The sequence below is a fragment of the Halalkalibacter sp. APA_J-10(15) genome, assembly GCF_023017105.1.
Lineage (GTDB): Bacteria > Bacillota > Bacilli > Bacillales > Bacillaceae_D > Halalkalibacter.
The window spans coordinates 119,827-143,559 of the sequence record NZ_JALKEV010000002.1 but is presented as its reverse complement, the minus strand read 5'-3'; the positions used below and the strand labels follow the sequence as shown (position 1 = coordinate 143,559).

20 protein-coding genes and 1 pseudogene are annotated in these 23,733 nt (G+C 38.3%); 18 read left to right on the top strand and 3 right to left on the bottom strand.

The genetic code is table 11. The features are described from left to right. Window positions 1-603 precede the first annotated feature (603 nt). From MW695_RS03560 to moaA, 12 genes and pseudogenes are all read left to right on the top strand, one after another. The gene (locus tag MW695_RS03560; RefSeq protein WP_247103443.1) at window positions 604-1,212 is read left to right on the top strand and encodes a dihydrofolate reductase family protein; all 609 of its coding nucleotides are present in this window, start codon (window positions 604-606) and stop codon (window positions 1,210-1,212) included. Between the two features lie 195 nt (window positions 1,213-1,407). Continuing rightward, window positions 1,408-1,569: pseudogene (locus MW695_RS03555) on the top strand (twin-arginine translocase subunit TatC); the annotation flags it as partial. Window positions 1,570-1,726: 157 nt separating this feature from the next. Beyond that, window positions 1,727-3,280 carry a response regulator transcription factor gene (locus tag MW695_RS03550; RefSeq protein ID WP_247103441.1) on the top strand — a complete coding sequence of 518 codons (1,554 nt, stop codon included), beginning with the start codon at window positions 1,727-1,729 and terminating at the stop codon, window positions 3,278-3,280. Window positions 3,281-3,283: 3 nt separating this feature from the next. Next, a complete protein-coding gene (locus tag MW695_RS03545; protein WP_247103440.1) occupies window positions 3,284-5,026 on the top strand; it encodes a sensor histidine kinase in 1,743 nt (580 codons plus the stop codon). Window positions 5,027-5,272: 246 nt separating this feature from the next. After that, the gene (locus MW695_RS03540; protein ID WP_247103438.1) at window positions 5,273-6,592 is read left to right on the top strand and encodes an ABC transporter substrate-binding protein; all 1,320 of its coding nucleotides are present in this window, start codon (window positions 5,273-5,275) and stop codon (window positions 6,590-6,592) included. Between the two features lie 170 nt (window positions 6,593-6,762). Beyond that, complete coding sequence (locus tag MW695_RS03535; RefSeq protein WP_247103729.1) at window positions 6,763-7,626, top strand: carbohydrate ABC transporter permease; 864 nt, start codon at window positions 6,763-6,765, stop codon at window positions 7,624-7,626. After that, a complete protein-coding gene (locus MW695_RS03530) occupies window positions 7,619-8,443 on the top strand; it encodes a carbohydrate ABC transporter permease (protein WP_247103436.1) in 825 nt (274 codons plus the stop codon). Before MW695_RS03535 ends, MW695_RS03530 begins: the two co-directional genes overlap by 8 nt. A gap of 362 nt (window positions 8,444-8,805) precedes the next feature. Beyond that, complete coding sequence (locus MW695_RS03525; protein WP_247103434.1) at window positions 8,806-10,503, top strand: ABC transporter substrate-binding protein; 1,698 nt, start codon at window positions 8,806-8,808, stop codon at window positions 10,501-10,503. Window positions 10,504-10,716: 213 nt separating this feature from the next. Beyond that, a complete protein-coding gene (locus MW695_RS03520; protein WP_247103432.1) occupies window positions 10,717-11,013 on the top strand; it encodes a hypothetical protein in 297 nt (98 codons plus the stop codon). A gap of 22 nt (window positions 11,014-11,035) precedes the next feature. Next, complete coding sequence (locus tag MW695_RS03515; protein WP_247103431.1) at window positions 11,036-11,623, top strand: class D sortase; 588 nt, start codon at window positions 11,036-11,038, stop codon at window positions 11,621-11,623. A 116-nt stretch (window positions 11,624-11,739) separates the two neighbouring features. Then, window positions 11,740-13,329 (top strand): catalase KatX, encoded by a 1,590-nt coding sequence (gene katX, locus MW695_RS03510; RefSeq protein ID WP_247103429.1) that lies wholly within the window; start codon window positions 11,740-11,742, stop codon window positions 13,327-13,329. A 185-nt stretch (window positions 13,330-13,514) separates the two neighbouring features. Beyond that, entirely contained in the window at window positions 13,515-14,531 is a 1,017-nt protein-coding gene (gene moaA, locus MW695_RS03505; RefSeq protein WP_247103423.1) for a GTP 3',8-cyclase MoaA, read from the top strand. Window positions 14,532-14,758: 227 nt separating this feature from the next. Here the strand turns inward: moaA and fdhD are convergent, their stop codons facing one another. Continuing rightward, entirely contained in the window at window positions 14,759-15,553 is a 795-nt protein-coding gene (fdhD, locus tag MW695_RS03500; RefSeq protein ID WP_247103421.1) for a formate dehydrogenase accessory sulfurtransferase FdhD, read from the bottom strand. A 117-nt stretch (window positions 15,554-15,670) separates the two neighbouring features. Here fdhD and MW695_RS03495 point away from each other — a divergent pair, with 117 nt between their 5' ends. Both MW695_RS03495 and MW695_RS03490 read left to right on the top strand, forming a co-directional pair. Beyond that, window positions 15,671-18,019 (top strand): FdhF/YdeP family oxidoreductase, encoded by a 2,349-nt coding sequence (locus MW695_RS03495; RefSeq protein ID WP_247103418.1) that lies wholly within the window; start codon window positions 15,671-15,673, stop codon window positions 18,017-18,019. Window positions 18,020-18,095: 76 nt separating this feature from the next. Next, window positions 18,096-18,602 carry a ferritin gene (locus tag MW695_RS03490; protein ID WP_247103417.1) on the top strand — a complete coding sequence of 169 codons (507 nt, stop codon included), beginning with the start codon at window positions 18,096-18,098 and terminating at the stop codon, window positions 18,600-18,602. A 196-nt stretch (window positions 18,603-18,798) separates the two neighbouring features. On the opposite strand, the gene MW695_RS03485 is transcribed toward MW695_RS03490, so the two are convergent. Together MW695_RS03485 and MW695_RS03480 are read right to left on the bottom strand one after the other, a co-directional pair. Continuing rightward, entirely contained in the window at window positions 18,799-19,245 is a 447-nt protein-coding gene (locus MW695_RS03485; RefSeq protein WP_247103415.1) for a Dps family protein, read from the bottom strand. 105 nt (window positions 19,246-19,350) lie between these two features. Then, a complete protein-coding gene (locus tag MW695_RS03480; RefSeq protein ID WP_247103413.1) occupies window positions 19,351-20,043 on the bottom strand; it encodes a B3/B4 domain-containing protein in 693 nt (230 codons plus the stop codon). A gap of 149 nt (window positions 20,044-20,192) precedes the next feature. Here MW695_RS03480 and queG point away from each other — a divergent pair, with 149 nt between their 5' ends. The 4 genes from queG to trmL all read left to right on the top strand — a co-directional run bounded on the left by queG (window position 20,193) and on the right by trmL (window position 23,610). Continuing rightward, window positions 20,193-21,335: a tRNA epoxyqueuosine(34) reductase QueG gene (queG, locus tag MW695_RS03475; RefSeq protein ID WP_247103412.1), complete on the top strand. Its 1,143-nt coding sequence runs from the start codon at window positions 20,193-20,195 to the stop codon at window positions 21,333-21,335. 68 nt (window positions 21,336-21,403) lie between these two features. After that, window positions 21,404-21,937, top strand: a complete 534-nt coding sequence (locus MW695_RS03470) for a methylated-DNA--[protein]-cysteine S-methyltransferase (protein WP_247103411.1) — start codon at window positions 21,404-21,406, stop codon at window positions 21,935-21,937. Between the two features lie 164 nt (window positions 21,938-22,101). Continuing rightward, window positions 22,102-22,986 carry an amidase domain-containing protein gene (locus MW695_RS03465; RefSeq protein ID WP_247103410.1) on the top strand — a complete coding sequence of 295 codons (885 nt, stop codon included), beginning with the start codon at window positions 22,102-22,104 and terminating at the stop codon, window positions 22,984-22,986. Between the two features lie 150 nt (window positions 22,987-23,136). Next, window positions 23,137-23,610 carry a tRNA (uridine(34)/cytosine(34)/5-carboxymethylaminomethyluridine(34)-2'-O)-methyltransferase TrmL gene (trmL, locus tag MW695_RS03460; protein ID WP_247103407.1) on the top strand — a complete coding sequence of 158 codons (474 nt, stop codon included), beginning with the start codon at window positions 23,137-23,139 and terminating at the stop codon, window positions 23,608-23,610. Window positions 23,611-23,733: the final 123 nt, after the last annotated feature.

The following is a 23,733-nucleotide window of genomic DNA, read 5'->3' as shown; positions in this document are numbered from 1 at the left end:
TACAGTATTGAACTGTACCACATAGCATTTACCACCATGATTGGTACTGGTGTTGGCATTTATGCTTGAATCAAGACGGAGGATTGTAAAGTATTGGTCTATTATTATGATGTACATCACCCAGCAGGTAGGCTTTTGTCAGCCCCAATTACTGTTTCGGTAAATTCTCACGCCTTTTTGCCGAGCTTATAACACTATCTTTCTTACTAATTTTAGTGCTACTCTACTTAGAACCCTTCAAGGCGTTACCCGATCATTTGATTCTTCAATGTAATCCTTCAATTTCAAATAGAAACTGTCTAACTTTTACTAGAGTTATATGACCATTCTCCTTTTGGGGTAGAAACGTTACGTACAACTAACCTGCACCTATAGTAGAATAAGCGTTTTTGCTTATTCCAGAAACGCTCCCGTTCGTCTTATAAGGTTAGCCAGAATGCGGTTCTCTTTACTTGTGCGGTTAAAGAAGCAGAGGAGTTTAATAAGGTTAATGGATTAAGTAAAGACTTGGTGGGGACTTGTGGCTGTAATCATTAGAAAAGCAATCGAGAAGAAATACGCTATTATTTTGTAATATAAACTGTTGATAAGGAGGTTTTAAAAATGAGCAAGGTTATTCTAAATATATCAATGTCTCTTGATGGTTTTATAGCAGGAACGAATGATAGTCAAAAACAACCTTTAGGAGATCAAGGTGAAATTCTGCAACGGTGGATGTTTTCTGGAGACATAGCGAGTCAGACTAATGACTTTTTTAAACTTTCAACGATCAACAAAAATATTTTTGATTCGGCAGCTGAAAAAACCGGTGCAATGATTGTTGGGAGAAGGACTTATGACATTGTGAATGGTTGGGGAGGAAGTCATCCTTTAAGACATGTTCCGCTATTTGTCCTAACTCACAATGTCCCAGATAGCCCACCTAGTGGTAGTACACCATTTACGTTTATTACAGACGGAGTAGAGCAGGCGGTTAAGCAAGCGAAGGAAGTAGCGGGTTCTAAGGATGTGAGTGTTGGAACAGCCAGTGTTGCTCAACAGTGCATTCAATTAGGTTTGCTTGATGGACTAGATCTACATATTGCTCCGGTATTGCTCAGTAAGGGAATACGTTTGTTTGATCACATTGGACAGCAGCGGGTGACGTTGAGATCAACTGAGGTCGTTGAAGGAACGGGTGCGATACATGTAAAATATGATGTAATAAAATGAATCGAACAAAACTATCGCGACAAGCCGCATTGTTCAGTGAAGCAATGCGGCTTGTCGTTGTAGGATAACAGTGTATAAGGATTCGTAGAAAGCCGTTGCATCTAAAATGAAAAGGAGAGAAAAGCCTTTAAAAAGTATTTGCACACGCTTCATATAACTAAATCGCAACAGATTGATGCATCGATTCTTTCCATAATCGTTAAAAGTCGTAAGTATGCCTATTTTATTTTAATTTGTTTATCGGTTCTTGTATCACCGCCCGATTTTCTATCAGATGTGTTAGTTATTATTCCTCTTCTCATTTTATATGAAGTGAGTGTGACGATCTCACGATTTGTGCATCGTAAAGGAAGTTAAGCGATAAATTGAACCGAATGGAGATGTCTCAGAAGATAACTTTACCTTCTGAGACATCTCCCTATTTGCTTTTGGTAAGAAAGCAGGAAACGGTCTCCTTTAAGTAGAATGAGTAACAAATGAGTTGTATTATAAATAGATCAAATGGGGGACGTACATGAAAGATCTTTATCGTGTTCTAATAGTTGATGATGAGCCGCTCATTAGACAAGGAATTAAGCATTATTTAGACTGGGAAAAGTCCGGCTTTGAGATTGTTGGTGAAGCTTCAAATGGACAAGAAGCATTAGCTCTTATTCCTCAATGTCAGCCCCACATTATGTTGACAGATATGGTTATGCCGATAATGGATGGAGAAGTATTAACGAAGGAAATGAAGCAACATTATCCGAATATCCAAGTTGTTATTTTAAGTAGCTTTGGAGAGTATGATTATGTTCGTTCAGCTTTTCATCATGGTGCTATTGATTATATTCTTAAACCGAAATTGAACGCTAAGGATTTACATGACGTATTATGTAAAGCCGTTCAGCATATACCCAAAGTGTTAAAATGCGAAGAGACTTATCAGAAAGTTGTCTCGTCTAAGTCTACTCAAATAGAAAAGGTAATAGATGGGTATAGTTCGAAGGAAGATATTGAGCAATTATGTAAGCTTTTCACTTATCCTTATTTTTGTTTAATAGGTGTAGTGAGCCAAAATGAAAGCGGTAACATTAATAAGGTTGAATGTGCAGAAAGGATATTGGAACCTTTTTATCAACAGCATGAAGATCAAGTCCGATACGCTTGGATTAAAGAAGATCAATATACTGCTATTGCGATAGTGAATTTGAATGATCTTGAACTATATGAACGTTTGAAAAATGTATGTAAGGTGGCAGCTCAAATATCTTTTATAATGACATCATGTTTTGAACAATTACAGCAGTTACGTAGAATTTATATGGAAGAATGGAAGGCATTGATCCAGCTTCCGTTTTATTTTTCAGAGAAGTCATTGATTTGCACTGAGGATGCTCCTTGTACAAAAAAGGAGGAACCTTTTAATTTAGATTGGTTTACAGATGAATGGAAGAACGGACATTACGATCTTGCTTTTCAATATTTACGACAATACAGTTATGGTTTAGTACAGTCGGCTCATTTAAGTGTGAATGAGTTTAGAAGCTTCTTCAATCATATTTTTTTTACGGTGACGATTCTTTTAAGCAACCATGGCTATGAGAGGTCGATGCTAGAGAAGGTTAAGTTCTCGTATGTGTCGAAAGTTAGTGCAGCGTTAAGTGCTCATGAAGTCATTGATTATATGGAAAGATTTATAGAAGAGATGAACGATACCGTTACTCAAGTAAGTGTGAAGGGAAATGAAGATAGTATACAGCAAGTGATCGAGTACATCTCTACTCATTATCATGAGCCTATTAGTTTAAATGTTGTCGCAGAAACGTTCCATTTTAATGCTTCGTATTTATCAGCACAGTTTTCTCACCATATGAAAGTAGGATTTAATGAATATGTAAACCGAATACGTATCGAGCACGCCTGCAAGCAATTAACAGAAGGAAAGCGACCTATCTCTGAAATTGGCGGGGTTGTCGGTTATTCAGATCATAGTTATTTTTGCAAAGTATTTAAAAAACTAAAGGGGGTTTCACCAAGCTACTATCGCCGACAGCAAAAGAAGGATCAACTAAGAGAGTTGGGGTAAGCAATGATTCCTAAACGATTTCAACATAGAAGCTTATTTATTAAACTGTTTGTCATGACAGTGTTATTGATGGTCATTGTTTCGACTACTATTACATGGACGACGATTCGCATGTCTGAGCGATTTTTTATTAATACATTTAGTATTACGAATTCACAAATATTAAAGCAGGTGGAAGGTTCAATTGATACGTTCCATTATTCACTAGTAATGGCTTCAAATCAGCTCATTCAAAATAATGATGTGAAAAATTATTTAACAGAGGAATACACGAGCCTGGATTTGTTGAATTCCTATTATTATATGGACCAAGAAATTGAGAGAACGAAACGTTTTTTTAGTGCCCATGATATCGGTGTTCTCATTGCAGGAAAAAACGGTCAAGTGTATACGTCTGAGCGCTCACAATGGCCGATTTCAGATCAGGAGCTTTATGCAAGTGACATTACGAAACTATCGATGCTCTATCCGAGAAAAATGCTTTATCAGGTGGATCCTTCAGCGAGAGTGCCGATTATCGTTATTTCAAGAGCTTTCTTAGATCGTACGAATGATTCAACGTATGGGGTTATGTACTTTACGATACGAGAAGCTGATTTTCAACCTTTCTATGAAAGCTACACTTCACCAGGAAATGATATATTGCTAATGAATCAAGCGGGTGAAGTCGTTTCTAGTAATCGTCATGATTTGATTGGAAAGCAAAATTGGTCCTTACTGCAATATGCAAATGAGCTAGCTGATAGTCGTCTCGACTATTTGACGACAACGATCGATCAAGAAGATCATATTATTTTCTCTACGTATATCCCTTCTATTGATTTGTATTTAGTTAATATGCTGAATAAGGATATTGCCTTTGCTGATTTAATTGATACGAGTGCCATATTTCTATTGTGTATGCTCATTACATTCGTAGCTGTCATTATTGTATTCCTTGTATCACAGAGATTGACGAATTCGATTGCAACATTAGTTCAACAAATAGGGCATGTTTCTGAAAATCAATTTGATTATTATATTACGTTACAAAATACGTATGAAACGAAGAAGATTGGTCAGGCCTTTAATCGAATGTTAGATGAGCTTCACATGTATGTGGATAAGGTGGTGGACAGTGAAAAGCAGAAGCGTCAAGCGGAGTTCGCTGCATTGCAGCAACAAATTAATCCCCATTTTCTTTATAACACATTAACTTCCGTACAATTCCTTGTTCAGCAAGGAAGTAAAGAAGAAGCTATTGATACCGTTCGTTCTTTAATCTCACTTTTACAAAGTACATTAAGTAATGGTGATGAGATGATTACGGTGAAGCAGGAGGTGGAGAATTTAAAGCATTATGTGTTCATTCAGCAGAAGCGTTATGGTGATCGAATACATGTTGATTATTTTGTGGAAGAAAGTTGCGCAAAAATTCTTATTCCTAAATTAATTTTACAGCCTTTTGTGGAGAATGCTTTTTTTCATGCGTTCAATGAACAGGAAACGGGATTTATCCACATCTATATATGGTTAGACGAGCACAGACTAGTATGTGAAGTTGTCGACAACGGTAAGGGGATGGAGTTGAAGGAGCCTATAATAGAAGAAAAACGTAAAGGTTCATCGTTCTTTAAAGGAATTGGGATAAAGAATGTAGATGAACGTATTCAATTTTTGTACGGTGAGTCATATCGAGTGTCTGTACAAAGTGAGCTTAAACAAGGGACAAGAGTACGCTTGATCCTTCCAGTTGAGCAAGAATAATAATTTATGGAGGCACTGAAAAATAAGAACTTTTACATTTTTTTCAGTGTCTTTTTAAGTGTGGATATGCTCCAAAAGGATTAACAAAGAAATCTCCTAATTTCCAAAGAAAATACAAGCTGACGTTATATGAAAACGATAAAAAGTGCAAATATATCTAGAAATCTTCCTAACAGTATAAATAAGTAAAATGGTAAACTTTTTATATAAGTAAGCGCTTACAAATAAAAGACAGGGGGATTTAAAATGAAAAAATGGTTCATGGCAATCTTAATGGTAGCTCTTTTCGCGTTAGTGGCTTGCTCTGACTCTACTGAAGAGTCATCTACAGAGAACGGATCAAATTCAGATGATGTAACAGAAGAGGCTATTGGAGAAGGAAAGGTTACGGTATGGGCTTGGGATGTGAACTTTAATATTAAAGCACTTGAAATCGCTCAAGAGCATTATCAAGCGATCAATCCAGATGTTGAGTTTGAGGTCATCGAAAATGCTCAGGATGATATTGTACAAAGGTTAAATACGAGCTTGAGCTCCGGTACAACAAGAGGCTTACCTAATATTGTTTTAATTGAGGATTATCGTGCTCAAAGCTTTTTAAATGCGTATCCGGATTCATTTTACCCAATTACGGGAGCGTTTAACGCAGATGACTTCGCCCCTTATAAATTAGCACCGACAAGCTTTGAAGGAGAGAATTATGGTCTTCCATTTGATACCGGTGTAACGGGTTTATTCGTTCGAACCGACTATTTAGAGGAAGCAGGCTATACAGCAGATGATTTATCAATTATTGATTGGGAAGAATATATCGAGATAGGTAAGGATGTGTATGAAGCGACAGGCAAGAAAATGATTACCACTGACCCTAGTGATTTAGGTCTTATTCGTACGATGATTCAATCGGCAGGGGCATGGTATATGGAAGACGATGGAGTTACACCAAATTTAGCGAATAATGAAGCCTTGAAAGCGTCCTTTGAAGTGTATAAAAAAATGGTTGAAGCGGATATTATGGGCTTTCACTCAGACTGGAGTCAGTTTTTACAAGGGTTCAATAGTGGAGACGTTGCAACTGTACAAACAGGAAATTGGATTAGTCCTTCAATCAGGGCAGAAGATTCTCAAGCCGGCTTATGGAAGGTCGTGGAACAACCAAGACTAAGCGGTGTTGATGGAGCAGTAAATGCCTCAAACTTAGGGGGATCGTCATGGTATGTGATTGATATTGATGGAAAAGAGGATGCCGTTGATTTCTTAACACAAACGTTTGGTTCGAATGTTGACTTTTACCAAGATTTAGTTACTGAAATTGGTGCAATCGGGACATATTCGCCTGCGGCTGAAGGAGAGGCGTATCAATTAGAAGATGATTACTTTCAAGGTCAAAGGATTATTGCGACTTTTTCAGAATGGGCAGAGGATATTCCGCAAATTAACTATGGGATGCATACGTATGCGATTGATGACATTCTAGTCGTTGAAATGCAAAACTATTTAAATGGGAAGGATTTAGATGATGCGCTAGCAGATGCACAAGCACAAGCCGAAGCCTCATTAAATTAAACAAAGAAGAGTGTGGATGTCCTAAAAGGTGAAAGTATACCCTTTAGGACATTCACTTCATCTAACGCTTTTTTTCTTAAATTAAGAGAGGGGTGGAGAAAGTGTTGCCTGCCAAGCAAGAAAACAAACGAACTCAGCTTAAGCCGAAGCGACCATTAACTCGGTTACGTATGAAAAAATCGATGATTGGATGGTCTTTTATTATTTTATCTGTTTTCATGATCGGGCTTTTTTATTTTTATCCAATGCTACGAGCGTTCATCTTATCCTTTCAATCAGGATCTGGGAATAACTTAGAATTTATTGGGTTTGCTAATTATACGAGATTGTTTTCAGATCCTGTTTTTATAACAGCCGTACAGAATACGATCCTTTACTTTCTTATTCAAGTACCAGTCATGCTCATTCTTGCGTTATTTTTTTCCGTGCTACTCAATGATCGAACGTTAAAAGGGAGAGGATTCTTTCGAATTGCGATCTTTCTTCCTTGTGTCACATCTTTAGTTGCTTATTCTGTTGTGTTTAAGTATATGTTTGGTGCAGATGGATTCATTAACGTGATGCTTTTAAATTTTTCATTAATCTCAGAGCCGATTCAATGGCTTACGAATTCGTTTTGGGCGAAAGTAACAATTATTATTGCGATTACGTGGAGATGGACAGGGTACAACATGATCTTTTATTTGTCTGCGCTACAAAATATTGACCCAGCTATTTATGAAGCGGCACGAATCGATGGAGCATCGGCATTTACCCAATTCTTCCGAATTACGGTGCCAATGTTAAAACCAATTATTTTATTTACATCGATTATGTCGACAATTGGAACATTACAATTATTTGATGAGGTTATGAATATAACGGGTGGTGGACCAGGTAATGCGACAATTACTATTTCGCAATATATTTATAACATTTCATTCAAATACACGCCTGACTTTGGCTATGCGGCAACTGTTTCGTATGCGATCGTTGTGATGGTTGTGTTCTTCTCCATTATTCAGTTTAAAGTAGCAGGTGATAAAAATGCGTAACGTTAAACGAATTTTCACATATTTATTTTTGTCAGTGGCATCCCTTATTTCAATCCTTCCGTTTCTTTGGATGGTTATTAGTTCAACGAATCGATCTGTAGATGTGACGGGTGGTCGATTATTACCGGGAACACATTTAATTGAAAATATCCGTCATTTATTTGCAACTGTTGATATTGTGCAAGCTCTTTGGAATTCGACACTCATTGCTGTTGGGACAACCGTACTAGCTTTATTGATAGGTTCATTAGCAGGTTATGGATTTGAAATTTATCGAAGTCGAGCAAAGGATATTGTTTTTTCGATTTTATTGTTATCAATGATGATTCCTTTTGCCGCGTTAATGGTTCCGTTGTTTCGTTTGTTTGGAACGATTTCACATATTATTCCTGCCATTGGCATTGATACACTGGCAGCAGCAGCTCTTCCGACCATTACTACAGCCTTTCTTATTTTTCTATTTAGACAAAATACAAAGTTCTTTCCAAAAGATATATTGGAAGCTGCTCGAATTGATGGTGTTTCAGAGATTGGAATCTTTTTTCGGATTTACATGCCAACGATGAAAGCAACGTATGCAGCTGCAGCCATTATTACGTTTATGAATAGCTGGAATAACTACCTATGGCCGTTAGTTGTATTGCAGTCTCAGGAACAACAAACGATTCCATTACTCATTTCAACATTAGGTTCGAGCTATTCACCTGATTATGGTTTAATCATGACTGCGATTGTCATAGCAACCCTACCTACAGCGATTATTTTCTTTTTGATGCAACGACATTTTGTAGCGGGAATGCTTGGTTCCATCAAATAGTTATGAATTCTCTTTTATTCATTCATCCCGTATGCAAGGAACGAATGGAATCCTTGCATATGGGTTTTTTTGTTGTTTTAAAAAAACATATCTGAATCAAGATAGTATTTGTTATTTAGCCAATGCATAAAACGTTTCCTTGTTAGAGTCGCAAGTAGATTCTAGTTTTTTATTTACTAATGGTGTCTTTATTTATATTGTTTCACTTGTTTAGACATGGTAAAGTTAACATCTCTAAGATAGAAAATATAATTTTTAAGGTTTAATCTTTAGTTTGTAGAGTGACTGAACTAAGTCATTAAATATACAATGAAAGGGCTTACAGAAAAGGTAAGCAATTTCAAAAAAGGGGGAATTGCAGTATGTTTATTAGTAAGAAAAACTTTTTCTTATGTCTAGCGTTGGCGCTAATGTTAGCGTTAGTCGCTTGTTCAGGTGACGATACGTCAGGTGATGAGTCAAGTGATACAAACGACGATTCTAGTAGTGAAGAGGAAGCAACGGCGGACAATGAACCATTTACATTTTCGTATTTCAATGGTTCAACGACACTTCCGAATGTTAATTCAAGAGAAACAACAATTGGAGCTATGTTTGAAGAGGAATTGAACACTACTGTTGACATGGAGTATATTACTGGTGATCTTAACACGCGTATTGGTACGATGGTTGCATCGGGTCAATATCCAGATGTTATTGAGCCAAATGAAGCAATTGATGCTCTATTAGATGCTGAAGCATTTATCCCATTAAATGACTTAATTGATGAATATGCACCTGACTTGAAAGCGCTTTATGAGCCGTACCTTGATGCGATGACTCATGAAGATGGGAATATTTATTATATCCCGATGGGAGCGGACCAAGGATTTATCCCTCCAGCTAACCAAGATCAAGGAGCATTTTGGATTCAACGTGAAGTTTTACGTGAGTTTGATTATCCTGAAATTACGACGTTAGACGAGTATTTTGATTTAATTGAAGCTTATGTTGAAAAGTACCCTGAAATTGACGGTGCTTCAACAATTGGATATACAGCTTTGACGTATGATTGGAGATTCTTTGCATTATCCAATGTGCCTAACCATTTAGCTGGTTTTCCAAATGATGGTGGCGTATGGGTGGATATGGACACGCATGAAGCGGAAATTTACGCTGATAAAGAAGAAACAAGACGTTACCTTGAGAAATTAAATGAAATTAATGCAAAAGGGTTATTTGATCGAGAAGCATTTGTTGCGAACTATGATGAATATTTAGCGAAAATTTCTTCTGGTCGACTATTAGGATTCTTTGATTATGGATGGCAAGCAAATGTAGCTATGAATGTTCATAGACAAGATGGTGACCATTATAAAGAGTACATGGGTCTTCCGATTGTATTTGATGAAGATATTACTGATCAGTACCTTGATCCACCAGCATTTGTTACGAACCGCGGTGTAGGTATTACGACAAGCGCGGATAATCCTGAGCGTATTATGGAATTCTTTAACCACATTGCTAAGGAAGAGACGCAAAAGCTTGTTATGTGGGGAATTGAAGGAGAAACATATGAAGTCGATGAAGATGGTATGTACTATCGCACACCAGAACAAATTACGATGACTGAAGATGAAGATTGGAGACAAGAGTTCGGATTTGCCTACTTTGAGTGGTACTGGCCACGTGGAGGCGGTGTATTCTCAGATGGGAATGCTTGGGAGCCTCGCCGACAGCCTGCTGTTGTCCAAGAAACGTACAATGAGGTTGACCGTGAATTCTTAGATGCGTACGGATTAGAAACATTTACACAAATCTTTGCTGAGCCACAGGATCGTCCGTGGTATCCAACGTGGAGTGCTAATATTGAACAAGGTTCGGATCCTGAAATATTCGAACAGCGTTTAGAAGATATTCAGCGTGATTTTTTCCCACGTTTAGTGCTATCAGATCCATCAGAGTTTGATGGTATTTGGGAAGATTATGTTGCACGAGTGAATGAGCTTGATGTTGAAGGGTATGAAGCGTTCTTTACAGAAGTTGTTAAGAGTCGTGTCGAAGCATTTGAAGGTGAATAAGTAAGAGAGGGAGAAGCTAGCTAAAAGGCTGGCTTCTTTTCTATAGAGAAAATAATAAATAGAGCGCTTACTAAAAAGATTGCTTTTTCCTATGTTTCAGTTATAATCAAAATTGAGAATATTTAGAATCTGCATAAACTGTTGTCACATTCGAATAAGAATAGCCAAAACGATCGTTTATTTGGTATTCTATAAGTGAAAGGATGAGACAACATGGGATTTTGGAGTAAAGAACGATTCAAGAGTGACTGGCAGCAGGCGAAGAAAGAATCAGAGCACGCTTATCAACAAAAGCATAAGTCGAAGCCTCAAACGGATGTAAAAAAATCAAGCTATGCAAAAAGTAAAACACATAAAATTATTTTATCCTTTACATATGCAATTACGATACCATTTCTCGGGCTTATTATCGGCAGTATGTACAGTGAGACTGGCGCGACAATTGGCTGGTTTATTGGAGGGTTAATTGGCTTTACAGGTTTAATTTCTGTTTGGAAACGCTCAAAATGAGATAAAGGAGTTGATGTAGTAAATGAAAATTATTGCGAATATCATTATTATCGTTGGACTTGCTCTCGTATTTTATAGTGGCTATAACATTTATGATAATCATGCGAAGCAAAATGAATCGATTGCCCAAGCTAATGAGCTTATTACGAAAACAAATTCTAATAGTGAAGGAGGTAAGCCGACTTCAGCTGAAGATATGGATATTAATCAAGGGGATGTGATAGGAATTTTATATATCCCACGATTCGATAAGGAGCTTCCAATTGTTTCTGGTACAGATGAGGACGAACTTGATCGCGGAGTAGGTCACTATACAACGACCGTACTTCCAGGTCAAGGAGACCAAATCCTCCTTTCTGGTCACCGTGATACGGTTTTTCGTGGGTTTGGTGATTTAGAAATGGGCGATGAATTCATTGTAAAGATGCCGTATGGTGAATTTACGTACGTGATGTATGAAGATGAAATCGTTGATGCTGATGATCGAACGGTGATTCGTTCAACAGCACCTGATGAAATATTAACATTGTCGACTTGTTATCCATTTGGTTTTGTAGGATCGGCACCAGATCGATATATCGTTTATGCTAAACCGGTTGATGCAGAATAAGTAATTTCTTAACCTAGCTAGTAGACTTAATGAGTCTGTAGCTAGGTTTTTGTATGCTATACATAATCTCTCACCTTTATGGGTAAATTGAAAAGGAATTTTAAAGGAGGTAGATTATGGTGAATGAAGAAAATGTTATGGGAAATGAAAGTGAAGATGAGTTAACGAATCGTCAAGGTCATCCAGTCACAAATAATCAGCATGTTCGAACGGTAGGAAATCGTGGACCGACAACGTTAGAAAATTATGATTTTCTTGAGAAGATTAGTCATTTCGATCGTGAGAGAATTCCTGAACGAGTTGTTCATGCAAGAGGAGCGGGTGCTCATGGTTATTTTGAAGCATATGGTACGTTTGGTGAAGAGCCGATTTCAAACTATACGAGAGCTAAGCTGTTCCAAGAAAAAGGTAAACGGACTCCGGTATTTGTTCGTTTTTCAACTGTTATTCATGGTGGGCATTCTCCGGAAACGTTACGCGATCCTCGTGGGTTTGCGATAAAATTTTATACAGAGGATGGTAATTGGGATTTAGTAGGGAATAATTTAAAAATCTTCTTTATTCGTGATCCACTTAAATTTCCTGATCTTGTTCATGCATTTAAGCCTGATCCAGTTACAAATGTTCAGGACAGTGAGCGAATTTTCGACTTTGTCAGCAATTCACCTGAAGCGACACATATGGTGACATTTCTCTTTTCTCCTTGGGGTATTCCGGCTAATTATCGGATGATGCAAGGATCAGGTGTGAACACATACAAATGGGTAAACAGCGAGGGAGAGGGTTTTTTAGTGAAATATCACTGGGAACCGAAGCAAGGTATTCGTAATTTAACACAAGAAGAGGCGGAGGAACTCCAAGCTAAAAACTTCAATCATGCTACATTAGATTTATATGATTCGATTGAAAATGGAGATTATCCTGAATGGGAGATGTTTGTGCAAGTGCTGCCTGATGGTGAAAATCATCAGCTTGATTACGATCCACTTGACCCAACAAAGTTATGGTATAAGGAGGATGTCCCATGGCAGCCAGTAGGAAGAATGGTGTTAGATCGTAACCCAGAGGATTATTATAATGAAGTAGAGCAAGTTGCATTTGGAACAGGAGTCCTTGTAGATGGTCTAGACTTTTCTGATGACAAGCTATTACAAGGGAGAACGTTTTCATATTCTGACACTCAACGGTATCGTGTAGGTGCGAATTATTTACAGTTACCAATCAATGCCCCGAAGAAGCGTGTGGCGACGAATCAACGCGGTGGCCAAATGGAATATCATGTTGATCGAGGAGAACATCAGAATCCTCATGTGAACTATGAGCCGTCTACGTTAGGAGGCTTAGATGAAGCGGAAAATCCAGGTGTTGAACATACGCCATATGTTGAAGGGAACGTAAAGAGACAGTCGATTGATCGAACAAATGATTTTGCTCAGGCTGGAGAAACGTATCGACGATTTACTGATTTTGAAAGAGATGAATTAATAAAAAATTTAGTCAACAATTTATCAACCTGTGATGAGCGCATTCAGCAGCAAATGATTGAAAACTTTACGAAGGCAGATCCTGAATATGGACGTCGAGTGAAGGAAGGGATTGCTCAAATGAATGATAATATGAATTCGAGTGGTCCAATTGGAACGACTAAAACAGATGAAGCCGTTCAGCAAGCTGAAGAGTTGAGTCATCCATCTGATCCATATTAGAGTAATGATAGCAAGCATTTCTTAATGAGGATATTGAATGAGTTCGCTTTTTAAGGACACTGGAAAAATTTTGTTTTCAACTTTTTTGGTGTCCTTCCTTTTTGTGGTTTATCACATGAACAAGCTAGATGTGTTAAAATAGCATATAGTACAAGATATAGGATTGACGTTAAGGAGGAAGCTCAATGACATTCGAACATGTATACGATCAATATGAGCGTCCGTTACAAGATTTACGAATCTCGATCATTGATAGATGTAACTTTCGTTGTTCTTATTGTATGCCTGCTGAAATTTTTGGAGAAGACTATGCCTTTCTACCAGAAGACAAGCTACTATCTTTTTCAGAGATTGAGAGGGTTGTTCGATTATTTACGAAGCTAGGTGTGAAAAAGCTACGTCTAACAGGTGGAGAGCCTTTAATGAGGAAGGATGCTTACTTACTCATTCGGCGTTTAGCTGCCATAGACGGAATTGAGGATATTGCTTTAACGACAAATGGAGTATTTCTCGTTAAGGAAGCGAAAAGGCTAAAGGAAGCTGGATTGAAACGAGTGAATGTAAGTTTGGATGCGATAACGGAATCAACTTTCCAAAAGATGAATGGAAAAAATGTCAAACCGAAGGCTGTATTAAGGGGAATTGATGCAGCAGTTAAAGCAGGTTTAGATGTGAAAATTAATATGGTTGTTAAAAAGGGTGTCAATGATTGTGAAGTACTAAACATGGCTTCCTACTTTAAGGATCAGCATATTACGCTTCGGTTCATTGAGTTTATGGATGTCGGTCAGACAAATGGCTGGAACTTTGCCGAGGTAGTCACGAAAAAGGAATTAATGGAACAAGTATCAATTTTAGGTGAATTAGAGACTGTGGGTAAGGATTATTTAGGGGAGGTTGCCTCGAAATATCGTTACAAAGGAACGAATGTGGAAGTAGGTTTTATTTCTTCTGTTAGTGATACATTTTGTGGGAATTGTACAAGAGCGAGAATCTCGGCAGATGGGAAATTGTATACGTGTCTATTTGCGGAGGAGGGGCACACATTAGTAGAGTCACTTCGCTCAGATGCTACTGATCAAGAAATTTTGACAACTGTGAAAGGGATTTGGAATAAACGATTCGACCGCTATTCTGAACTAAGAACAGAAGAGTCAGTGAAAAAGCGCAAGAAAATTGAGATGTCTTATATAGGTGGATAGCAGGAGTTGCAAGTCAAAATTCATATTAAGTTGTTTCATCGTGAGCCTAAAATATATATTAAACTCATTTCAAAACCGTCCGCTTGCGATTCTTTTTTACCAAGATGCAATCTTTTTCATATTTCTCATTGTAAAAGATTTCAAATCACCATTCATCATATTTTTTCAGATGGATGGTGATTTTCTTTTGACTAGCAATCGCTTCACTCGTATCACAGAGAGTAAAATTAGTTGGACCGTTTAATTATACGCTCTGGATGCGAATACACATTAAATGATTGCTCACGTATAAATCCGACGATTGTCATATTTAAGTCTTTTGCTAGCTCAATCGCTAGTGTTGTCGGTGCGGATTTTGATAAGAGGATGCTAATCCGCATTTTGGCAGCTTTTAATAGAATTTCAGATGAAATCCTGCCACTGAAAACGAGAACTTGGTTCGCAAGGGATTGCTGTTGAATAAGTGCATGACCATAGAGCTTATCAAGTGCGTTGTGTCTGCCGATATCACTTCTTTGTAAAAGAATGTGATCGGGTGTCGCTAGAGCTGCGTTGTGGACACCACCTGTTTTCTGAAAAATTTCACTTTGCTGTTGGAGTGTTTCCATTAATGCTATACATTGATCCGGTGTAATGCGTAGTGTGGACATCGCCGTTTTGGCCGTCTTCATGTCGTTTTGAAAGTAAAATTGTCGGCTTTTTCCACAGCATGAACCAAATACTCGCTTCGTTGTTTGCATCATGTTTACTTTTTTGTTTACTAATGTGACATAGGCAGCACCTTTATGGTCGTCAATATGCATAGATTCAACTTCCTTCTTGGCGATGATGATGCCCTCCGAAGCTAAAAAACCGATCATTAATTCTTTTAAATAGGTGGGACTACACAATAACGTAGCGAATTCTTCTTGGTTAATGTAAATGGTTAATGGAGCTTCCTCTACAATCGCATCAGTAGTCGATTGAAACGCTCCATGCTGATATTTGATAACGGCATGTTGATGATTAAGATCATTATTCAACGTAGTACCCTCACTTTTATTATGAAATTGCATACAAGGCTCATACGTTATTTTATAATGAATATAGTAGTTTGTGAAAGAGAGAGTTTGTATTGAGAAGAAGAGGAGTTGCTCTTAATGGGAAAAACAAAACATACAGGACCAATGAAACTAAATAAAAAACCTCAGCCTTCGTTATGGGCAGGAATGACTCCGATGGGGATTGGAAAGGTGAAGCCGAAGCATATTCGCGATACGATGAAGGTTGCTTGGGAAAATCGCGATAATGCCCGTTATGCTTATCGTATAATAACAGAAGGTGTATGTGATGGTTGTGCTCTTGGTGTTTCTGGACTTTATGATCAGACGTTAAAAGGTCCTCACCTTTGTACGACGCGGTTGAATGTGCTGCGATTAAATACAGCACCAGCTATTGAGGATAAATGGTTTGAGGATGTTGAACAATTACGCAAGATGGATAGTAGCCAATTGAGGAAACTAGGTCGTATTCCATATCCGCTTTCACGCAAACCAGGGGAGAGGAAGTTTACAAGACTAACATGGGATGAAGCATTGAATCGCATTGCAGAAAAAATGCAAGAGATTGACCCGAAACAGATGGCATTTTATTTAACAGCACGTGGGATTACAAATGAAGTCTATTATACTGCAGCGAAGGTTGCTAGATTCCTTGGAACGAATAATATTGATAATGCATCAAGAATTTGCCATTCACCAAGTAAAACGGCTTTAAAGCGTTCATTAGGAATTGGTGCAGCAAGTTGTTCGTATAAAGATTGGATTGGGACGGATGTCCTTATTTTCTGGGGGAGCGTCGCAGCAAACAACCAGCCAGTCTCAACGAAATATATGTATGCTGCAAAGAAAGCAGGAACGAAAATAATTATGATTAACCCTTATCGTGAGCCGTCCATGGAGAAATATTGGATTCCATCGATTGCTGAAAGTGCATTATTCGGGACGAAAATGGTTGATGATGTGTATCAAGTGAATATTGGTGGAGATATTGCGTTTATGAATGGTGTAATGAAGCATTGGTTTGAAATGGAGGAACAAGAAAGGGGATCGGCGATCGATCATTCGTTTGTTAAGCAGCATACGAAAGGGTTTGAACAAGTGGAAGTACATGTCCGTACACTTACTTGGGACGAAATCGAACGTTCATCAGGTCTTTCAAGAGAGCGAATCGAAGAGTTTGCTCAACTATTAGCTAACTCGAAGTCAGGAGTATTTATATGGAGTATGGGGTTGACGCAGCATCGTTTTGCGACAGATAATATATCACAAGTTGCCAATTTGGCGATGTTACGTGGCTTTTTAGGGAGGGAGCATTGTGGTGTTATGCCGATTCGTGGCCATAGTGGTGTTCAAGGATCTGGTGAAATGGGAGCTGATCCTTTTGTTTTACCAGGTGGTGATTTTGATCCGCGAAACAAGGAAAGAATGGAGAAGCTTTGGGGATTTCCAATTATGGATTGGCAAGGAGATACGGTCGGTCAATCTTTAGAAAATACTCATTTACGCGAAGAGCACGAACGTAAGCTGAAGCTGTTTTATACGAGTGGCGGAAATTTCCTAGAAACGATGCCAGATCCGGATTTTATGCAACAATCATTAGAAAAGATAGAGCTACGTGTTCATCAAGATATTATATTGAATACATCTACATTAGTTGATGCAAAAGAAGAAGTGATTATTTTACCAGCAATGACCCGATATGAACAGCCGGGGGGCGGCACCTCGACTAGTACGGAGCGGATGGTTTATTTTAGTCCAGAGATAAGAGGCCCTCGCATAGAGGAAGCTCGATCAGAGTGGGAAATTTATATTGATTTAGCAGGACGTGTGAAGCCTGATCAAAAGAAATTGATTCAATTTGAAACCGCGGCTGACATACGTGCCGAGATTGCTCAAGCGAATCCAAACTATGATGGAATTCAACACCTTACTGAAAAAGGAGATCTGTTTCAGTGGGGAGGGGCATGGCTCTGTGAGGGTGGTGTTTGTCCGACTGAAGATGGGAAGGGACAGCTCTTTGCCATTGATTTGCCTGAAAACCGCCGAACAGAAGGTCAGTTCTTCGTAACAACTCGTCGAGGGAAGCAATTTAACTCGATGATTTATAGTGAGGTTGATCCATTTAATGATGGAGAACGTTACGATATATTTCTAAATGAAGAGGATGCTCGCAAACTGGCAATTGATGAAGGCGTGTCGGTTGTCGTATTTAATCATTATGGACAGCTTCAAGGTAGAGCGAAATTTGAAGACGTGGCAAATGGAAATATTGCTGTCTATTGGCCAGAAGGAAATGTACTTCTCCCAAAAGGGGTATATGAGAAACACGCCAAGATTCCAGAATATAATTCATCTGTCATAGTCGAACGGGCGGATATATTTCATGCTAAAAAAGATCAGAAATACGTAGAAAAGCGGATTGCTGATTTAGAAATATCAGTTAATTAAGTGTTTAAGGTTTTTCCACAGTTATCCAAGGGTATAGTATAATGGAGTAGATAGCAGAAAGAAAGGATGATTAGTCATGTTAGATGACCAATTGACAAAAGCTTTAAATGATCAAATGAATTATGAATTTTATGCAGCACATGCTTATATGGCAATGGCTGCTTATTGCACAAGTGAAAGCCTTGATGGGTTCGCTAACTTTTTCTTAGTGCAAGCTGAGGAAGAACGTTTCCATGCAATGAAGTTTTACAATTTCATCAATGCATTAGGAGAACGAGCAACGATTCAATCATTACCAAAACCTAATAACTCGTTTTCGTCTGTAAAAGATGCATTTGAACAAGCCCTAGCACAAGAAAAGGATGTCACAAAGAAAATTTATTATCTTTCTGATTTGGCATTAGATCGAAGAGAGCATGCGACAATCTCCTTTTTAAAATGGTTTATTGAGGAGCAAGTAGAAGAAGAGGATATGTTTGATAGCATTATTCAGAAGCTTAAGCGAATTGATAATGATAGTAATGCCTTCTTCATGTTAGATGATGAATTTTCGAAGCGATCCTTTAGTCCTGAGGGTCAATAAGAACACTTTGCAATGATTTCTATTTTTAAAAGAAGGAAAAGCCTGTCATAAAGTCTTAGGATAAAGAGACGGTTGACAGGCTTATTGTGATTTGAGAGGATGGTCATAAAAACGCCTTTGAGAGTCTCTTCTCAAAGGCGTTGTGTCTATGTTTGAAAGGAATGAGACTTTGATAAAGCTCTCATTCGTTTTTTCGCTAGACAGATTTACCTAGGAATGCTTGAAGCATCCAAGCGTGTTTCTCAAGACTCGAATGAATGGCAAGAAGCATGTCTCCTGTTGTTTCATCATCCGCTTCCTCGGAGATAGCCATCCCCTCTCGTAGTTCACCGATCATCGTTGTGAAGTCCTTAGAGATTGACTGGACCATTTCTTCAGCAGTCTCTGTTGATTTGGCTTCTTCGATGGAGGATTCTGCTAAATATTCTTTCATTGTCGCAATCGGTTCTCCACCTATAGCTAATAGACGCTCAGCCAACTCATCGATATGAGTCGCAGATTCGTTGTATAGCTCTTCAAACTTATCATGTAGAGTAAAGAACTGATGCCCTTTTACGTACCAATGGTAATTGTGTAGTTTAACGAATAAAACGCTCCAATTGGCAATTTGCTTATTTAATACATCATGTAATTTTGCTTCCATCTTATAACCACTCCTAATCATTTGCTATATATTACTATTACCCATCTTTGACCAAGCCTAAACATCATTTATAAAAATCAGCTAATTATACGTACTAAGAGTGGTTTACCAACTTTCCTTCGTTCCATCTACATGGTGAATAAGGTGAGAGCTTTCACCTCCGTGAACATGTGTAAACATCTTTGCTGCAGCTTCTATTAGCTGTTTTGCTTCGGCCATATCCATTGAAGGTCGAAGGTAAAAAATATGTAAAGCGTCGGTCGTATGTTCAGTTACCTTTGTCCGATCAGAGTCAACAACTGGTCCTCCAAACGGACCAATGGTGTCAGCACTAATTAATTTTCCTTCGAGCTGATTTTCTCGTCCGTTAATTCCAACATATGCTTCTCCACTTTGACCGATTCGTATGGTAAGATCGGTGTCAATTGTTGAAAGGTCATAAATCCCAATCGGAATTTCGTATTGCAACGAGAAAAATGTATTTAGATCGACAGCTGAGTGAATAAATGGAAGTGCGCTCCCTTTTTTTATGCGACGAAAAAGTGCTTCGTTTGATGGACGATACCGATTAGGGTCGATACGAAGGGATTTAAACGTACTTCTCCAGTCAGCGATGCCAGCAACATCGGTTATACGTTTAGTTGCTAATTCTACTTGAATTGTTTCTTGAAAAAAACGTAATCGTCCTTTTAACATTTGAGGAGATTCTTGAATTTCGATATGATGATATTGAATACATCCTATTTTAAAGTTTGGTACAATTGCCTTAAGAGATGGATCGATGTTCGTATGGATCATTTCTTGACCTCCTATAATAATAGATACTAAGCCTATGTACAAGCTTCTTTAAAGCTATAAAATCAAGTAACGGCTATGTGCTAAAGTGATATATGTGTTTGTTCTATTGTAGCATAAACGTAAAAAAGTAAGAGAAAGGTGGGTAGATCGTGACACTCGCCCAACTAAAAGATGAAATCATTGCATATAGTAAATCAATAGGTATTGATAAAATTGGCTTCGCTTCTGCTAATCCGTTTTTGCAATTAAAGGATCGTTTACTTACACAGCAGAAGTTAGGCTATCAGTCTGGCTTTGAAGAACCAGATATTGATAAGCGTGTGACACCTGAACGGCTCTTGCCTCATGCAAAAACAATTATTTCCATTGCGCTAGCGTATCCTTCAAGAATGAAAAACCCGCCTAAGAATACGAAGGAAGAACGTCGAGGGATTTTTTGTCGGGCATCATGGGGAAAAGATTACCATCATATTCTTCGAGAACGATTGCAGAAGCTAGAGCAATTTATTAGAGAAAGAGCTCCTGAAGCTAGGACTGTTTCAATGGTTGATACGGGTGAATTATCTGACCGGGCTGTGGCAGAGCGCGCGGGTATTGGTTGGAGTGGAAAGAACTGTGCAATCATTACACCGGAGTTCGGTAGCTATGTGTACTTAGGTGATTTAATTACAACATTGTCTATAGAGCCAGATGTCCCTTTAACAGACCAATGTGGATCCTGTACAAAATGTATAGATGCATGTCCGACTGGTGCGCTTGTACAAGGCGGTCAATTGAATTCACAGAAGTGCATTGCTTATTTGACGCAAACAAAAGATTTCTTACCAGATCAATACCGAAAGAAATTAGGGAATCGATTATATGGATGTGATACGTGTCAGCAAGTTTGTCCAGTAAATAAAGGAAAAGATGTTCATATTCATTCTGAGATGGAGCCAGACCCTGAAATAGCGAAACCGAAGCTCATTCCACTATTGACAATGAGTAATAGAAGCTTTAAGGCGAAGTTTGGTCATGTGTCTGGGTCCTGGCGTGGAAAGAAGCCTATTCAGCGTAATGCGATTATTGCGTTAGCTCATTTTAAAGACGAAAGGTCGTTACCGGTCTTGACGGATTTAGTTAAAAATGATCCTCGTCCTGTTATTCGCGGGACGGCGGCCTGGGCAATCGGAGTTATTGGGAGCTATCAGGAGAAAAAGCTGTTAAATGAGTTGAAAAAGACCAAATTTGAGGAAAAAGTACTAGAAGAGATAGAAAAAGGTCTTAATATCATTGAAAATAAGAGTTTGTAATCATGCATTTTAGCGATGATTAAGGTAATGTTAGGAAAAGATGGACAATAGGAAGGAAGGGTTCATACATGTCAAGTCTATTCACACATTATGTTGATGAGTTGGATAGCCCGCTAGGACCACTGACAATCGTAGCAACAGAAAAAGGCCTTTGTCGTTTGTATTTTGGAGAAATATCGACAAGTCAAGCAAGTTTAAAGGCATGGCTGAAGAAACAAAGTCGTTGTGGAGATATCATTCATTGTTCTGAAACTCTTCGTCTATATTGTGCACAATTAGAAGAATACTTTGCTGGTGAAAGAGACCACTTTGATGTTCCGCTAGATTTATGTGGTACACCATTCCAGAAAAAGGTTTGGAGTGCGTTAACACAAATTAGATATGGAGAAACGGTTTCTTACAAGGAAATTGCCGAAAGAATAGGAGCGCCAAGAGCCGTTCGCGCGATTGGTGGTGCTAACAATCAAAACCCTATACCAATCGTTATACCTTGTCATCGAGTAATTGGTAGTAATGGGAATATGGTTGGATATGGTGGGGGATTAGACAAAAAGGAACGATTGTTATCCTTAGAAGGAGCAATTCAAAAAATATCCTCTTAATCATAGAATATAAAGCTTAATAACAAGGTTAGAAGTCGTAGAGGTTATTGGCCTTTGTGGCTTCTTTTTGTTTCTAATCAATGAAGAGTATTCATTCTAAAGTTGTTCTGATTAATGGATTCTGGATTTCACGCATAGTGTAAAAAGGAAAGGGGTGTAATCAGATGGATGAAAGGATCATATTGAATTTGCATCAACGTATTAAGAATCGGAGTCATGCCTATGTTTCAAATATTGAAAAAACGGATCAACAAGTTGAAAATGTGTTAAGTATGCATCGTCAACGTGGAGCGACTATTGTCCGTACTCTTGTTGAAGGTGATGTGCTTCGTTCTAATCAATTTGATGATCAGCAAATTGTTGATTATGTTCAACATGAAGAATTTCTCATTAAATTGAAGGATGAATTTTATGTAGAAGAAAGAGAGTGTGTAAGGAGGGCCACATTTTTAAGGGAAACATGTCAATCGGATCACCAAATTGGTTTCGAAGGGAAATTATCGGAAAATGATGAAACAGCACATGTTGAATTTAGTCATGAAGAAAGTGAAGAGAGCATTCAAAGAGCTACTTATGATCGGCGAAAAGCAGTACAGTATGCCGAAAGATGGTGGAATGACTACAATCCTCAATATGAGAAATTTGAAAATAATTGCACAAACTTTATATCACAATGCTTACGTGCAGGTGGTGCCGAAATGAGAGGATTTTCAAATCGATCAAAGGGGTGGTGGTATAATGGACGTACATGGAGCTATAGCTGGTCAGTAGCAAATGCGATGCGTTGGTATTTAAGCGGAGCGAATTCAGGGCTTAGAGGGGAAGAACGAGCACGTGCTGAGCTGTTAGAGCCAGGGGATGTCATTTGCTATGATTTTAATGGGAATGGCAGTTGGCAGCATACAACGATCGTTGTAGCAAAAGATGCTAATGGAGAGCCGCTTGTTAATGCGCAAACGACTAATAGTCGAATGCGTTACTGGAAATATGAAGATTCAACAGCTTGGACACCACAAATTCAATATAAGTTCTTTCATATAAAGATATGAGGATTGTGAGGGTATTCTAGCCTGGATTTAAACGGTTTGAATACCCTTTAATTGTAGTTTCGATAAAATAAAATTCGGCGGTTAAAGGAGTCTTATGATATAATAAATTCGTTTAAGAGACCATGATATACAAAGATTGGAGTGGAGCGCGTGGGGCTTCATATTGTATTGTATCAGCCAGAAATACCAGCAAACACTGGCAATATTGCTCGAACGTGTGCAGGAACGAATACAACGCTACACTTAATTCGTCCGTTAGGGTTTTCAACTGATGATAAAATGTTAAAGCGTGCAGGGTGTGATTATTGGCCAAGTGTGAGCATTCGTTACTATGATTCATTGGACGAGCTCTTTGCAAGTTATGATGATGGAGAATTTTATTTTATTGAAACAGTTGGTGAAAAGAATTATAGTGAGTTTGATTATTCAGATGTAAATAAGGATCACTTTTTTGTATTTGGACGTGAAACAACAGGAATTCCTGATGAAATCATCAACCGTAATGTTGAACGCTGCCTTCGGATTCCTCAGACCGATCATATCCGATCGTTAAACTTGTCCAATACTGCAGCTATTGTTATTTATGAAGCCATTCGTCAACAAGGTTTTCCTCATTTAACATAAGGATACAAAAAAATCGACCAGCTCTTATGCGAGTCTGATCGATTTTTTCATTCATTAGTTCTTGTGAGGATTATCTTCATAGCCAGCTGTAAAGAGGGCAACAAAGAATACTACACATACTCC